The sequence below is a fragment of the Desemzia sp. FAM 23989 genome (assembly GCF_045528345.1).
GTDB lineage: Bacteria > Bacillota > Bacilli > Lactobacillales > Carnobacteriaceae > Desemzia.
This window is the reverse complement of the sequence record NZ_JBGQQT010000001.1, coordinates 257514-272322: the sequence shown is the minus strand read 5'-3', so window position 1 is coordinate 272322 and position 14809 is coordinate 257514. Positions and strand designations below refer to the sequence as shown.

The 14809-nt window shown below is 38.4% G+C and carries 11 protein-coding genes; all 11 read right to left on the bottom strand.

The window, feature by feature from the left end; genetic code table 11:
- Positions 1–33: 33 nt before the first annotated feature.
- The 11 genes from ACEN36_RS01235 to typA all read right to left on the bottom strand — a co-directional run bounded on the left by ACEN36_RS01235 (position 34) and on the right by typA (position 14678).
- A complete protein-coding gene (locus ACEN36_RS01235; protein WP_407101697.1) occupies positions 34–2346 on the bottom strand; it encodes a DNA internalization-related competence protein ComEC/Rec2 in 2313 nt (770 codons plus the stop codon).
- Positions 2347–2397: 51 nt separating this feature from the next.
- Positions 2398–2904, bottom strand: coding sequence for a ComE operon protein 2 (locus tag ACEN36_RS01230; RefSeq protein WP_407095565.1), 507 nt, complete (start codon positions 2902–2904; stop codon positions 2398–2400).
- 121 nt (positions 2905–3025) lie between these two features.
- Positions 3026–3721, bottom strand: a complete 696-nt coding sequence (locus tag ACEN36_RS01225) for a helix-hairpin-helix domain-containing protein (RefSeq protein WP_407095430.1) — start codon at positions 3719–3721, stop codon at positions 3026–3028.
- Positions 3722–3880: 159 nt separating this feature from the next.
- Positions 3881–4921 carry a SepM family pheromone-processing serine protease gene (locus tag ACEN36_RS01220; RefSeq protein WP_407095432.1) on the bottom strand — a complete coding sequence of 347 codons (1041 nt, stop codon included), beginning with the start codon at positions 4919–4921 and terminating at the stop codon, positions 3881–3883.
- A gap of 34 nt (positions 4922–4955) precedes the next feature.
- Positions 4956–5444 (bottom strand): pantetheine-phosphate adenylyltransferase, encoded by a 489-nt coding sequence (gene coaD / locus ACEN36_RS01215; RefSeq protein WP_407101695.1) that lies wholly within the window; start codon positions 5442–5444, stop codon positions 4956–4958.
- Positions 5437–6012, bottom strand: coding sequence for a 16S rRNA (guanine(966)-N(2))-methyltransferase RsmD (gene rsmD, locus ACEN36_RS01210; protein WP_407095435.1), 576 nt, complete (start codon positions 6010–6012; stop codon positions 5437–5439). Before rsmD ends, coaD begins: the two co-directional genes overlap by 8 nt.
- Positions 6013–6094: 82 nt before the next feature.
- Positions 6095–6412 (bottom strand): YlbG family protein, encoded by a 318-nt coding sequence (locus tag ACEN36_RS01205; protein ID WP_407101693.1) that lies wholly within the window; start codon positions 6410–6412, stop codon positions 6095–6097.
- An 82-nt stretch (positions 6413–6494) separates the two neighbouring features.
- Positions 6495–7721 (bottom strand): CAP-associated domain-containing protein, encoded by a 1227-nt coding sequence (locus ACEN36_RS01200; protein WP_407101692.1) that lies wholly within the window; start codon positions 7719–7721, stop codon positions 6495–6497.
- Between the two features lie 40 nt (positions 7722–7761).
- Positions 7762–11193, bottom strand: coding sequence for a pyruvate carboxylase (locus ACEN36_RS01195; RefSeq protein WP_407101690.1), 3432 nt, complete (start codon positions 11191–11193; stop codon positions 7762–7764).
- An 89-nt stretch (positions 11194–11282) separates the two neighbouring features.
- Positions 11283–12467: an FtsW/RodA/SpoVE family cell cycle protein gene (locus tag ACEN36_RS01190; protein ID WP_407101688.1), complete on the bottom strand. Its 1185-nt coding sequence runs from the start codon at positions 12465–12467 to the stop codon at positions 11283–11285.
- A gap of 375 nt (positions 12468–12842) precedes the next feature.
- The gene (gene typA, locus ACEN36_RS01185; protein WP_407095440.1) at positions 12843–14678 is read right to left on the bottom strand and encodes a translational GTPase TypA; all 1836 of its coding nucleotides are present in this window, start codon (positions 14676–14678) and stop codon (positions 12843–12845) included.
- Between the last annotated feature and the right edge of the window lie 131 nt (positions 14679–14809).

Below are 14809 nucleotides of genomic sequence, written 5' to 3'. Positions count from 1 at the left end.
CTAGAAAGCAAGTCTATTTTGCCTATTTTTACATTAGAAGTTGGTTGCACTCTGTAAGATCGTATTAAACCGTCCTAATGGATCAAACCACAGATAAGGAAAGTAAACATAGTGAATGGCTCCCTGTTTATCTGTCCGGTAGATTTTTAGGTTCTCTTGTTCCAATACATCAAGCACTTCAGTATGGGGATGACCAAACTGATTGTTTAACTTAGCGGAAATCAGCGCCACTTGAGGTTCTAACCGCTGTACAAAAAGTTCACTCGTAGAGGTATTGCTGCCATGATGACCCACTTTCAAAATATCTGCTTTTAACCCAGGAAACTGATCTAACAATTCTTTCTCTTCCTCGATCCCCATATCTCCAGTAAACAGCCAATTGTAAGCGCCAATCTTGCCATACAATACAAGTGAATCTTCATTTTCCCCCGTCCCCGTCTCAAATGGCCACACCACATATAAAGAGGAAGTCACTTTGAATGGTGTCTCGCGGTCAGCTAATACACCAGTAAGAGCAACTCCGTTTTTCTTGAGGACTTGAGCTGTATCAGAAAACAATTCTTTTTGCTCCGTTCCTGCCGAGTAAATTACTTCCTCAATGGGCAGCTCATCGGCTAATTCAGCTAATGCCTGAATATGATCGGCGTCACCATGCGTTGCAAAAACACGATCTAAATGTCTAATGCCTTTTGCTTTCAACAAAGGGATCAGATTTCTATTGGCAACAGTTGACGGTTGTTGTTTTTCGGTCCATTCTTCTCGTTCAAAAGAAACCGTCCCTCCAGTATCGATTAAGTAGTTTCCTTTTCCGAAAGGTTCTTTAATAAGAATCGCATCTCCTTGACCCACATCAATAACGATCACTTCTGTTATAGGAGAATACGCTTGGTATTGAGCCACGACTATTAAAGCAACCAATGCAACAACAGATGCTTTTCCAATGCCTTTTTTTGTCTCAAGAGCAATAAACCAGATTGTAAGGACAACACAGAATACGATCATTAAAATCAGCGGTATTCTTCCCGTCACGATCAGATTAAAGGGTATCTTAGAGAAACTTTTGGCTATCCATTCAGGAAAACTCAGCACTTTTTCAAATACGGCTAACAAGCCCGAGAATAAGACAGTATCTCCAATCAAAAAGGAGAATACCAAATAGATCAGCAAAGGTATCAGAACCCACGAAAAAAAAGGAATGAAGATAAGATTCGCTATCGTTCCGATCCAGGGAAACTCAAAGAAATGGAACATCAGCACCGGAATCGATGCTACCGTCATCACAAATGAAATCAATAAATTGTTTTTTAAATACGAGTGTTGAGGAGCTAAAAACGTCTTAGAAAATAAAATCAATAATAAACTCAATAAATAGCTCAATTGAAACCCTACACTGCTGATTTGATAAGGATCGATCAACAAGGCCAGCAATAGTGTGATCGACCAAGCATCAAAACTGGAGAGTTTCCATTGAAAACGGTGAGCGCTCAATGTCATAAAACTAACGACCACAGCTCTAAAAGCACTTGTTCCCCAACCAATCAAACTGCCGTATAAAAAAAGAATCGGCACTATTATAAAATAACTCGTTTCTTTCGTTACCCCAAACCGCAATAAAAGGTACGACAATCCAGCGAATAAGAATTGGATATGTAAACCAGAAATACTCAATAGGTGCAACAACCCCAAGTCTTTAAAATCCTGCAAGAGTTCCGTCTCAAATGATCCCACATCCCCAAGAAGAAGTGTTTTCATATAATTTCCTACTTTAGGTGTGACTTGTTCCTCAATATGCCGCACCAGCCGCTGCTTTAAATGGAGTAAAGAAAATTGTTGCCAATAGCTGTTCGTTTTTGGACTAGTGACCAACGATAAAGTATCTGCTGAAAGTACCCAATGGATCCGTCTATTAAAAAGGTATTCTTGGTAGTCAAATTGATATTGATTGCGATTGCTTTCTGGTTCTGTCAGAATCCCTTCAATCTTTATTTTTTCGAATGATTCTTGAGACTGCCACCACTCTTTTTCTTCAAGAGTCTCAGCATAATAAAACACGACCACTTCTTCAGATACTTGTTTCTGCTGATCAGTTTCTTGAACGGTACCGTAAAATTGCATCTGATTGCCATCGTATTTGATATCCGTTGGTTGGACATCGACTACAAATTGTCCGGCTTCGTTTAACAACTCGGTATGGTTTGAATAATGATGCCAACAAGTCGCTAAACCTATCATACCACCTATAGCTAGTGAACAAACCAGTACCTTTCTATTCTTTAATGAATAGAGACGGACTAAACCGTATAAAACCAACAAGACTGTCAGCCAATAAAATTCGCTTACCACCATACAAACCAGTAGCAATGAGAAAAGAGCAGAATAAAGGTAGTATCCTGTCAATTAAGATTCATGGATGTGTCCAGATTGATTGGTTTTAGACTGTTCTTTTACGAGAAGGTCTAATTTTCCAAAAAAATCTGTCGGTAAACTTACTTTTTCGCATTGAACATGGGCTTGTTCAATCAATTTCTTTGCATACTCATTATTGTGGTAATCTTCTAAGTAATAAATTTTCTTTATTCCTGCTTGCAGAACCATTTTTGTGCATTGCAGACAAGGGAAATGAGTCACGTAAATTTCTGCGTTTTCTGTTTCTACACCAAACTTGGCACACTGGAGAATAGCATTCATTTCTGCATGGATTGTACGCACACAATGGCCATCTACTACATAACACCCTTCATCAATACAATGGCTGTCTCCACTTACAGAACCATTATAACCGCCTGCAATGATTCTTTTTTCTCGAACGATCGTTGCCCCCACCATTAAGCGCGTACAAGTACTCCTTTGCGCTAACAATACACTTTGAGACATAAAATATTCATTCCACGGAATTCTTTCTATCATTCTAATCCTCCTACTTTCCATTCACTGCACGCGACCCTTATCTCATGCGGAACATACAAATAATTACTTCAAGTATACAAAAGCCCAAAATGAGTTGCAACAAGACTTTTAGTCTTCGTTACTGAGAACCTACTACTACAAAGTCTTTCAGTGCTTCAAAAGTTTTGTCTCCGATTCCAGACACGTTTTTCAATTCATCAGTGGATTGAAATGAACCATTTTCTTCACGATACTGAATGATCTTTTCTGCTTTCTTTTCTCCTATGCCATTTAAAGTTTGCAACTCTACTGCATCCGCTGTGTTGATATTTACAGTTCCTTCTTTTTCTTCACTCTCATTTCCGTTTAAATTTCCACTTAAGCTGGTTTCATCAGTGATTTCTTTTGCTTCTTCTCCTATGAGAGGTACATACACCACCATTTGATCTGTTAATTTTAAAGCTAAGTTGATTTGAGATTGGTCCGCGGAGATCAAAAATCCTCCAGCTAGTTCAATTGCATCCATCAGCCGCATATCAGAGGTTACTTGATAAACTCCTGGATTGCTCACAGCTCCTTTTACATCTACATATAGATCTTGTCCCTCTTCAGTTATCCCTTCTGCACTCTCTGCCTTCATAGATTCTTCCTCTTGCATAGGCTCCATCAAATATTGTTCAGTCGTCTCCTCCACTCCCATCTCTGATGTCGTTTCATCTTTTGAGTTCATGAATAGAAATAACGTAACAACAAAAAATAGGAGTCCCATTATACCAACAGCTGCACCGTTCCATAATGGAACTGTCATTATTTTTTCTTTGAACTTTTGCAACATCTTTTAGCACCTGACTTTCCGTTTTTGTCCCATAATTTCTCCTTTTTCTAACTATACGAAAAAGAGCTTCTTTTCATTAAAATTTTTAAAGCAAAAAAAGAGCAGAGACCTTTGTCGTCTTCGCTCTTTACAAACCTCTTCTTTTTGGTTGTTCTTGGTTTAATCTAGTTGATTCAAGTAATCGACCGCATCTTGAATATTTTTTACCGGTACAATTGTCATGTCAGTGTCTATTTCTTTTGCAGCCGCTAAAGCTTCTTCATAATTGCTTTTTAGATCAGGATAATTTTCTAGGATCACTGGATCAATTTCATCATCTGGAGCAAAGAAAATGGTAGCTCCTTCATCGTCTGCAGCAACAACTTTCTTCTCGATCCCGCCGATTCTCCCAATGGTTCCATCAGCTGCTATCGTTCCAGTACCGGCAATTTCATGGCCGTTCCTTAACTCTTCATTAACGAGTTGCGTATAAATTTGTAAAGCAAACATAAAGCCGGCAGATGGACCGCCAATGCCGTCAGAATCTATTTCTACTGGAATATCAGTAGTAATGGAAGTATTGTCCACCAAACTGATCCCTAATCCAGGATATTTAGTTTCTTCCATTTCCATCAATGGAGCAGAAACGGTATTTTCTTCTCCGTTTCTTTGGTAAGTCACTTCGATAGCTTGATCAACTTCTTGGTTTTGAACGTATTCAATAAATTCTTGTGAACTCTTAAAAGTATTCCCGTCTAAAGCAATGATCGTATCTCCGACTTGAAGCAGCCCTTCAAAATGGGAATTTTCTAAAACAGACATGACATACACTCCATTATATGAAAATTCATACGGTTCATTGGCTACTTCAAATGCTGCTTGAACAGCACTATTGATGGAGCTGGTCATATAATATTGCTGAAGGTTATTGTATTCTTCAGATGTCGTGGTTGTCCCGAACAATTCTTCTTCAGTGTAACCATCATGAAAAGGCAAAAATTTTGTTAAGTACGTCAAAGGCGTCGCTCTGCGAACCGCCACTGTGGTCAGCATGTAACTCCCTGGTTCTTGGTCCGCTTCATTATCGACTTGGACCAGTTCATTCAAATGAACAGCTGATCCTGGAGATTCAATATAGTATGGCATAGGCATAAACAACGCCCAAAATACAGCTGCTACAATGAGGATTACACTGATACTTTTGATGATTTTTTTATTCATTCCCACACATCCTGTGCCCGTTATTTACCAAAAACTACTCTATTTCATATTTTTTCTTCATCGCCACGTTGACATTATCCGGTACTAAACCCGATATATCTCCTCCGAACATAGCCACTTCTTTAATCAAACTTGAACTGACGAACCGATACCGTTCATCTGATGCTAGAAATACAGTTTCTACTCGGCTGTTTTGCGTTTTATTCATTGCCGCAATATCCGCTTCGTATTCAAAATCTTTCACACTTCGTAAGCCTCTGAGCAGAATATCAACATTCAACTCATCCGCCAAATCAACAGTCAGACCTCCAGAGTGTTTAACAACTTCAACATTGGATAAAGATGCTACATTCTCCAGGATCAATTGGATTTTTTCATCCTCTGTAAACAACGCTTTTTTCGAAGTATTGGTGGCTACTGCAATGATAACACGGTCAAATAATGTAGCTGCACGTTTGATTATATCAATGTGCCCGTTAGAAATAGGGTCAAAACTTCCTGGATACAACGCAATTTTAGACATCTTTTTCCTCCGTTTCTATCATTAGTTCGTAAATCCCTATAGTGGTGATTCCATATTGTGCTTTTTTATACAGTTTTGCCTGATGAATCTCTTCTGGCAGAGCAACATTTTTGTCTACTTCACACACAATCAATGCATTCGAAGAGAGCAGCTCCCTTTTAAGCATTTGAGCTATTTGTGCGGGGATTTGTTGTTCTGCATACGGAGGATCCAAAAAAACTAAATCAAAACGCATTTTTTTGCTTTTCAGCGTTGTTAAAGCTCTAGTCGCATCACTGCGAATCACTGTAAATTTTTCTTCTTCTTTAGTAACAGCAATATTCTCTTGAATCGTTTTGATCGCCATAGGAGCTTTATCAATCAACACCGCTCCATCCATCCCTCTTGAGACTGCTTCAATAGACAATCCACCCGACCCGGCAAATAAATCCAAGCATTGTCCACCATCAAAATAAGGACCAATCATATTAAACAAGGATTCTTTTATTTTGTCTGTTGTTGGTCGGGTACTATTACCAGGTACCGCTTTTAATCTTCTTCCTCCATACTCTCCAGAAATCACTCTCATACACAATTTATTCCTCTCAATGGTATTTGGCAAATGCAAAACAAGGAATACCGTAAAACGATGTATTCCTTAGTTCTATACATTACGGGGTAGCTTGTCCTAACCCGCTAAAGGCTTCTTCAGTTGTTTTATCTTCAGCTGTTTGACTGAGTTCACCTAAAACATGATCAAAGTCCATATTGACATTCGCCCGGTAAGAACGTTCTACTTTACGCACAAAGTGAAAACTGTTCAGCTTCTTTTCAGTTAAATCGATTTCTGATCGGTTTACGTAAAGTACGACATACTTCATCCGCTTGGAAACATAATGTATTAATCCTTGTCTCTTCAAAGTTTTCATATGTTTTAAACTATATACCCAAACGATGATCCCTTGTCTTTCATTAATATTTAATTCCATAATGTACCTCCAATCCCTGACACGATCTTTTCAATGATAAAGTGTTTTTATTTTTCTACATTATACAACTCTAGTCACACTACTACAACTCGATTTCAGAACCGTCATCTAGTATCAGCAATAATTCGTCTCCTCTAAATGAAATACCTATTCGTTTCATAGCTTTATCCATCACAATTTCACGGTATTCAGCTAAAGTAAACCACTGCAGCACATAAATAGAAGGATTTGTTTGAACAGGCTGGTACAACAATCTGACATTATCTAATTGGATCTCCTCTTCATTTAAATAGGCTTGAATGGTACTTTCATCTAGCAGATTGATTTGAGGAGTCTCTTGTGTAGATTGTTTATTTTCAGAATCTGTACCGGCAGTTTGCTCTTTTTCCTCAACGGTTTCTACCGATGCCTCTTCATTAATGACTAATGCATCATTACTAGATTCTTGCTGTGAAGCGGGTTCCATAGCAGCTTCTTCGTTCTCCTGTGTGAGTTCATTAAAGTCATACAATTCATTTCCCACAGCAGATAAAACGAGACTGTATTCCAATGCCTCTAAGCCCATTTTTTCTCTCAGAATGTTGATGTATTGAAGAATTTGATCCGACTTAACCTTTTCTTGAATAGCCTGATTCATTTGAACAAATGCCTCTTCAGTAAGTGATGAAAAAGTACTGACTTCATATAATCCCGAATGAATCAAACTTTCATTGTTCATATAGTGGATTCCCACAATGGTATTCGTGTGACTGTCCATCGTCAAAATTGCATACGTTTGATTGTCAAAGGCTACTAAAGGCTGATTATTCAGTTCGTCTTCATTTAGATTGATTTGAACCAGCTGATTCTCATACCGGACTTCAAATGTTGGATCAAATGAAGCTACTTGATACATATCCGCTCGCTCCATCCCCATTTCAAATGGAGGGATCTCAACAGCTGAACCCAATACTAAGATTTCAGCGATAACATAATTAGTGACTGTCAGTTGCAGATAATGGGTATTTTCGGTGCCATAGATCCATAATTCGCTGTCATCCGCTATAGTTTTGATTACAGAAGGATCTCCATAGTCTACTATAAAATCATCTACAGCCATGCCTACATAATTAGAAAAACCAGCTGCTGGAACAAGCGTCTGTTCCAAGTCTGATGGTTCTAATCCAGATGCAGATTCCAACTCTTCACTAGAAGACTCTTCCGGAATGACGATCGGTTCTGCTCGGTCAAAATGAAAAATAAGAGGGAAAAGATAAGATCCCAATAGAAAAACAATAAATAATACGAACGTTTTTCTAACTGTTTTCATCTCTATTTCCCTCCATTAAATCACTTTTTATTTTGGATGCTTATCTAGCTACTGTTTCGATCAACAAGTCACCCGAATCGATCACATCGCCCACTTCAACGTAAATTTGATCGACAACACCTTCTGTGGTTGCTTTAATTGTCGTTTCCATTTTCATGGCTTCTGTAGTGATCAAAGACTGGCCTTTTATTACACGGTCGCCTTTTTTCACAGAAATGTCTAAAACAGATCCAGACATTGTCGCACCTACATGTTGTTTGTTTGTAGGCTCTGCTTTTCTGCGTAATGCTGTGGTACTGGTAATGCTCAAGTCTTTGATTTCGATTTCTCTGCCTTGACCATTTAATTCAAAGTACAATACGCGCATACCTTCTGAATTAGGTTCACCGATTTGATTTAACGTAATGATCAGCGTTTTCCCCTTTTCAATTTGGACTTCAATTGTTTCACCTGTACGCATTCCGTGGAAAAATGTCATAGTATCTAACAATGTCACATCCCCATAACGATTGTATGATTGCGTATAATCTAAGAACACTTGAGGATACATCAAGTAACTCAAGACTTCTTCCATCGTTGGTTCTCTATCGATCGCTTCTTGCAGTTCTTGTTTAACTGTATCAAAATCGACATTTTCTGCCAGTGTTCCTGGTCTTTCTGTAAAAGGTTTCTTATCTTTTAGAATGATGCGTTGCAACTCTTCAGGGAAACCTCCTGTAGGCTGACCTAGATTTCCCATGAACAGGTTGATGACAGAATCTGGAAAATCGATCTCCATTCCTTTTTCAAATACATCTTCACGAGAAAGCTTGTTTTGGACCATGAATAAAGCCATATCACCGACTACTTTAGAAGACGGTGTTACTTTAACAATGTCTCCAAACATCTGGTTCACTATGGTATACATTTTCTTGATGTCATCCCATTGCGATTCTAAACCAACGGCGATTGCTTGTTGTTGCAAGTTGGTGTATTGACCACCAGGCATTTCATGTTGGTAGACCTCCGTTTGAGGCCCGGTAACTTTGATCTCAAAGTCTTTGTAATATCGGCGGACATCTTGCCAGTAGTGATCAATTTGTTCCACGTTATCAATCTCAATTTTTGGACGTCTGTCGCTTGATTCAGTCGCGTAATACAAGCTGCTCATACTTGGTTGGCTCGTTCTGCTGCTCATTGCACTAGTAGCAACATCAATGACGTCAACGCCTGCTCGAATGGCTTCTGCATAAGTGAAAATACCATTCCCACTAGTATCGTGAGTATGCAAATGAATCGGCAGATCAATCGTTTCTTTCAATTCACTGATTAACTGGTAGGCTGCTTGCGGTTTTAGAATGCCCGACATATCCTTGATTCCAATCATGTGAGAACCCAGTTGTTCAAGTTCTTTAGCCATTTCTTTATAGTAATTCAATGTATATTTCGTTTGTGCCGGATCTAGGAAGTTTCCGGTATAACAAATCGTTCCTTCAGCAATTTTCCCGTTATCCCTTACAGCTTGAATACTTTTTTCCATTTGCGGAATCCAGTTTAAACTATCAAAAATACGAAACACATCAATACCGTTGGCAGCTGCTTGTTTGATAAAAGCTTCGATCACGTTGTCTGGATAATTTTGATATCCTACCGCATTAGAGCCTCTAAACAACATTTGAAACAATACGTTCGGCATTTCTTTACGCAGTTTTTTTAATCTATCCCATGGATCTTCATTTAAGAAACGGTAAGCCACATCAAAGGTAGCTCCGCCCCACATCTCAGTAGAAAAGAGTTGCGGCAAAGCTTTTTGAGTATCCGCAGCGATTTCTAAGAAGTCTTGAGTACGTACGCGAGTGGCCAATAAGCTTTGGTGAGCATCCCTAAACGTAGTATCCGTCAACTGGACAGCTTGTTGTTCTTTTAACCATGAACTAACCGCTTCTGCACCATTTGTGTCCAACAGTTGTTTGGCAGTAATCATCGGTTCTTTCGGTAAAATCAGTTGTTTAGGCTTCCGTGGTTCTTCAAAGAATGGTTTTTGACCATGATCGATTCCCGGGAATCCATTTACACTGATATTTCCAATATATGCCATCGTTTTGTTTCCACGGTCACGAACTGCTGAAAATTGATACAATTCTGGAGTAGAGTCGATAAACGTTGTTTTAGCATTTCCAGAAAGGAATTCTTCGTGCGCAATCACATTTTGCATAAACGGAATGTTTGTTTTTACTCCGCGAATACGGAATTCTTTTAAAGCGCGCATCATTTTTTGAGCAGCTAATTCAAAAGTACTCGCTTGGACACAAGCTTTTACCAATAGAGAATCAAAGAACGGTGTTACAACTGTTCCTTGGAACCCATTGCCTGAATCTAAACGAATTCCAAAACCACCTGGAGAACGATAGGTATTGATTTTACCAGTGTCCGGTAAAAAGTTGTTCAATGGGTCTTCAGTCGTAATACGGCATTGGATAGCAGCTCCCATTAATGGCATATCAGCTTGTTGAGGGATATGGATATCCTTGTGCAAATCCAATCCTTGAGCAATCAAGATTTGGGCTTGGACAATATCTACTCCTGTGATCATTTCTGAAATTGTATGTTCTACTTGAACACGTGGATTAACTTCAATAAAATAATACTGATTATTTTCTAGTAAAAACTCCACTGTACCAGCATTCTCATATCCAACATGTTGCATCAATTGAACCGCAGATTGACACATTTCTTGACGCAATTCTTCAGAAATGGACACACACGGTGCCACCTCCACAACTTTTTGATGACGTCTTTGGACAGAACAATCTCTTTCATATAAATGAACAATATTCCCTTGTTTGTCTCCCAATATTTGCACTTCAATATGTTTTGGATTTTGTACATATCTTTCGACATATACTTCTCCACTACCAAAAGCGGCTTTAGCTTCACTTTGAGCGCGTTGGAAGCTTTCTTCTAATTCTGAGCTATCATAGACTACACGCATCCCACGTCCGCCGCCTCCAAGAGCAGCTTTAATAATAATTGGATAACCATGTTGGTCTCCAAATTCTTTTACTTCATTTAAGTTGTTTACTGGACCATCTGTACCAGGAATGGTTTGCAGTCCTGCTTCTAAAGCGGCTTGTTTAGCTTTGATCTTATCTCCGAAGATATCCAGATGATGCAATTGAGGGCCAATAAATATAATGCCTTCTTCTTCACAACGACGAGCAAAATCAATATTTTCAGATAAAAATCCATAACCTGGATGAATAGCTTCTGCGCCGCTTTCTTTAGCAATACGGATGATATCTTCAATATCCAAATAAGCTTCAATCGGTTTTTTTCCTTTTCCCACTAGGTAAGCTTCATCCGCTTTGAAGCGGTGGACTGATTTTTCATCTTCTTGCGCATAAATCCCTACCGTATCTATTTGCAATTCTGTAAGAGCTCTGAAAATACGAATTGCAATTTCTCCTCGGTTAGCTACTAAGACTTTTTTCATGCTATCTCTCCTCGTTTATTGGACTCAAGTTGTTCAGCAAACCTTTCTAAAGCAGAATGTTTGCCACAACTAGCCAGCAATTATTTTTTTTATGTATTGCCTTGTGTTGTTTTTGTCATCAATTCTCTTCTTTTTGAGGTAGCACTCACATTTAATACGACTCCTATTGAAACCGAAAGAATCAAAATGCTGGATCCTCCGTAACTAATAAACGGAAAAGTAACCCCAGTGATAGGCATTAATCCTAAGATCCCCCCCAAGTTAATGGTCGACTGGATGAGCAACATGGTAGCAATTCCAATACATACCAATGAGCCAAAAGAATCCTTGGTTTTAATACCGATTAAGTAAATGCGCAGAATTAAAAATCCAAACAGCAGAACAACACTTAAAACACCTACAAGTCCTAATTCTTCACCTAATATCGACATGATAAAGTCCGTGTAAGGTTCAGGCAGATAACCAGTTTTTTGGACACTTTCTCCAATCCCTACCCCAAACAAACCACCTCGACTTAACGCGTAATAAGAGTTGACCAATTGCAGCCCTGTCGATTCAGAAACAGCAAAAGGATCCCAAAATGCTAAAAATCGGTCATATTGATAGCCTTCAATAAAAGGCAGACTAGTCCCAAAGCGACGAATCAATTCCATTACGCCCCATATAACGGTACTACCTGCAACTGCAAGACCTAACCCAAACTTATAAGAGATTCCGCTGGTTAAAACCATTACTACTCCTATCGCCAGTATAATAATAGCTCCCCCAATATCCGGCTGTAAGATGATAGGAAATACGATCCCAATCACGAACAGTAACAAAGGTGCTAAAAAGGCATTGACTGTTTCTCTTAGATCTTGAACAAACCTTTGCTGTCTTTTTGAAAAAATAAAAGCAAAATACCAAATAACCACTACTTTAGCAAATTCTGCTGGCTGTATTCTTCCAAGAGGTCCTAAATCGAGCCACCCTTTTGCTCCATTGATTTCTTCTCCAAAAGCCAAAAGAGACAGCAACATGATTACAATAATGCTAATGGCTGAAATAACAAAGGCCTTATGTTTTAAGATTTCTAGCCGAAGCATATACGCGAAGAAACAAAAGAACAATCCAGCTCCTGCAAATATTGCTTGTCTGATAAAATAATATTGTGCGTTATCAAAATTCTGCAACGCTATAAAACTACTGGCACTGTATACCATTAAGATTCCTATACTGGTCAACACCAAGTAAGGTATCAAGATATAATAGTCAAGATAACTTATTTTCTTCATGAAAGCGGCTAATTTAGCCTTAGCCCCCTTTTTAAATTATGGTCTGTCTGATCTTAATTGCTTTATAAGCTATTTAGTACAGGAATAGGGTGGTTTGTTTCTTCCATTGACCATTCAATCAGAGCTTATAAGTATTCATTATACACCACTTATCGTCAGTGTCCTGTACTGAATTTTTTCTCTGTAGCTTCACCCTATCATCTTCCCAATAACCAATGAGTTTATTATAACAACAAAAAGCCCCCGCAACAATAAGACAGCTACTTTGATTCCTATTTTTTTTAAAAGAGAGTTTAATTATCTAGGTTATTTCAACAAGCAAAAAAAGGGCTGAACTTTTTACAGTTCAGCCCTCATGAAATAAGAAGAGGCTTATTATTTCATTTTATTTTTCTTAGCAGATTTTTCACGTTCGTTTTTGTTAAGGATTTGTTTACGCAAACGGATGCTTTCTGGTGTCAATTCACAATATTCATCATCTGCAATAAATTGTAGTGATTCTTCTAGTGTTAATTTACGCGGAGTTTTAATCACGTTTGTTTGATCTTTGTTTGCTGAACGGATATTTGTTTTTTGTTTTTCTTTAGTAATATTAACGGTGATATCATTGTCACGACTATTTTGTCCAACGATCATACCTTCATAAATTTCAGTACCTGGTTCAACAAAAATCGTTCCGCGATCTTCAACACCCATAATTCCATAAGTGGTTGCTTTTCCAGTTTCAGTAGAAACCAAAGTTCCATTACGGCGTCCGCCAATGTTTCCTTTAACCACTGGAAGATATTGGTCAAACGTGTGATTCATAATTCCGTAACCGCGAGTCATAGATAAGAATTCAGTTGAATATCCGATCAAACCACGTGCTGGAGTTAAGAAAATCAATTTTACTTGTCCGTTACCATTGTTTACCATATCAATCATTTCACCTTTACGTTGGCTTAATGACTCAATGATAGAACCCATGTATTCTTCAGGGGTGTCGATTTGAACACGTTCAAATGGTTCACATTTCACTCCATCAAAATCTTTAACGATAACTTCAGGACGTGAAACTTGCAGTTCGTAACCTTCACGACGCATGTTTTCTACCAAGATAGACAAATGCAATTCTCCACGACCTGAAACGATCCATGCGTCTGGGGAGTCTGTATTGTCAACACGTAAAGAAACGTCAGTATGCAATTCAGATAGCAAACGGTCTTCTAACTTACGAGAAGTTACCCATTTACCTTCACGACCTGCAAAAGGTGAGTTATTTGTTAAGAACGTCATTTGCAATGTTGGTTCGTCAATGTGCAAGATAGGTAGTGGATCGATGTGGTCAACAGGAGTAACTGTTTCCCCAACAAAGATATCTTCCATACCAGAAACTGCAATCAAATCTCCAGCTTTCGCTTCGTCGATCTCAACACGGGTCAATCCAAAGAAACCTAACAATTTAGTTACACGGAAGTTTTTAGTTGTTCCGTCTAATTTACTTAGAGCAACTTGGTCTCCAACTTTGATTGTTCCGCGGAAGACACGACCAATACCGATTCTACCAACGTAGTCACTATAATCCAATAGTGAAACTTGGAATTGTAGCGGCTCGTCGCTATTATCGATTGGTGCTGGGATTTCTTTTAAGATCGTTTCAAAAACAGGATCCATAGAAGCTTCTTGTTCACTTGGATCTTCTGATAAACTACTTGTTCCATTTAATGCAGAAGCATAAACAACTGGGAATTCTAATTGATCATCGTCTGCTCCCAATTCGATAAACAATTCTAAAACTTCATCTACAACTTCAGCTGGACGTGCAGATGGTTTGTCGATTTTATTGATAACAACGATTGGAGTTAATTTTTGCTCCAAAGCTTTTTTCAATACAAAACGTGTTTGAGGCATTGTTCCTTCATATGAGTCAACAACTAAAACTACACCATCAACCATTTTCATGATACGCTCTACTTCTCCACCAAAGTCCGCATGTCCTGGTGTATCCATAATATTAATGTGGTGATTTTTGTATTTAACAGCAGTATTTTTCGCAAGGATAGTGATACCACGCTCTTGTTCGATGGCATTAGAGTCCATAGCACGTTCTGCTAGTTCATTATGCGCGTCAAGAGTATCAGACTGTTTTAACAACTCATCTACTAATGTTGTTTTACCATGGTCAACGTGGGCAATAATTGCGATATTTCTAAGATTTTCTCTTCTATTCATTTTGATATATTCCTCCAAGATTTCTTTTTAAATCATGTACTACTTTTTGTTCAACATCCATTGAGCAAAAATTAAAAAGCCAAACTTTTCTAATGACTGAAATCATTTTTAGATTGTCTTATTTCTCATCG

What these genes read in the sequence shown, in the direction of transcription:
- ACEN36_RS01205 (WP_407101693.1), bottom strand. Translation starts at nt 6,412, where the DNA reads ATGGAATTAAATATTAATGAAAGACAAGGGATCATCGTTTGGGTATAT.
- ACEN36_RS01235 (WP_407101697.1), bottom strand. Translation starts at nt 2,346, where the DNA reads ATGGTGGTAAGCGAATTTTATTGGCTGACAGTCTTGTTGGTTTTATAC.
- ACEN36_RS01220 (WP_407095432.1), bottom strand. Translation starts at nt 4,921, where the DNA reads ATGAATAAAAAAATCATCAAAAGTATCAGTGTAATCCTCATTGTAGCA.
- rsmD (WP_407095435.1), bottom strand. Translation starts at nt 6,012, where the DNA reads ATGAGAGTGATTTCTGGAGAGTATGGAGGAAGAAGATTAAAAGCGGTA.
- ACEN36_RS01190 (WP_407101688.1), bottom strand. Translation starts at nt 12,467, where the DNA reads ATGAAGAAAATAAGTTATCTTGACTATTATATCTTGATACCTTACTTG.
- ACEN36_RS01200 (WP_407101692.1), bottom strand. Translation starts at nt 7,721, where the DNA reads ATGAAAACAGTTAGAAAAACGTTCGTATTATTTATTGTTTTTCTATTG.
- coaD (WP_407101695.1), bottom strand. Translation starts at nt 5,444, where the DNA reads ATGTCTAAAATTGCGTTGTATCCAGGAAGTTTTGACCCTATTTCTAAC.
- typA (WP_407095440.1), bottom strand. Translation starts at nt 14,678, where the DNA reads ATGAATAGAAGAGAAAATCTTAGAAATATCGCAATTATTGCCCACGTT.
- ACEN36_RS01225 (WP_407095430.1), bottom strand. Translation starts at nt 3,721, where the DNA reads ATGTTGCAAAAGTTCAAAGAAAAAATAATGACAGTTCCATTATGGAAC.
- ACEN36_RS01195 (WP_407101690.1), bottom strand. Translation starts at nt 11,193, where the DNA reads ATGAAAAAAGTCTTAGTAGCTAACCGAGGAGAAATTGCAATTCGTATT.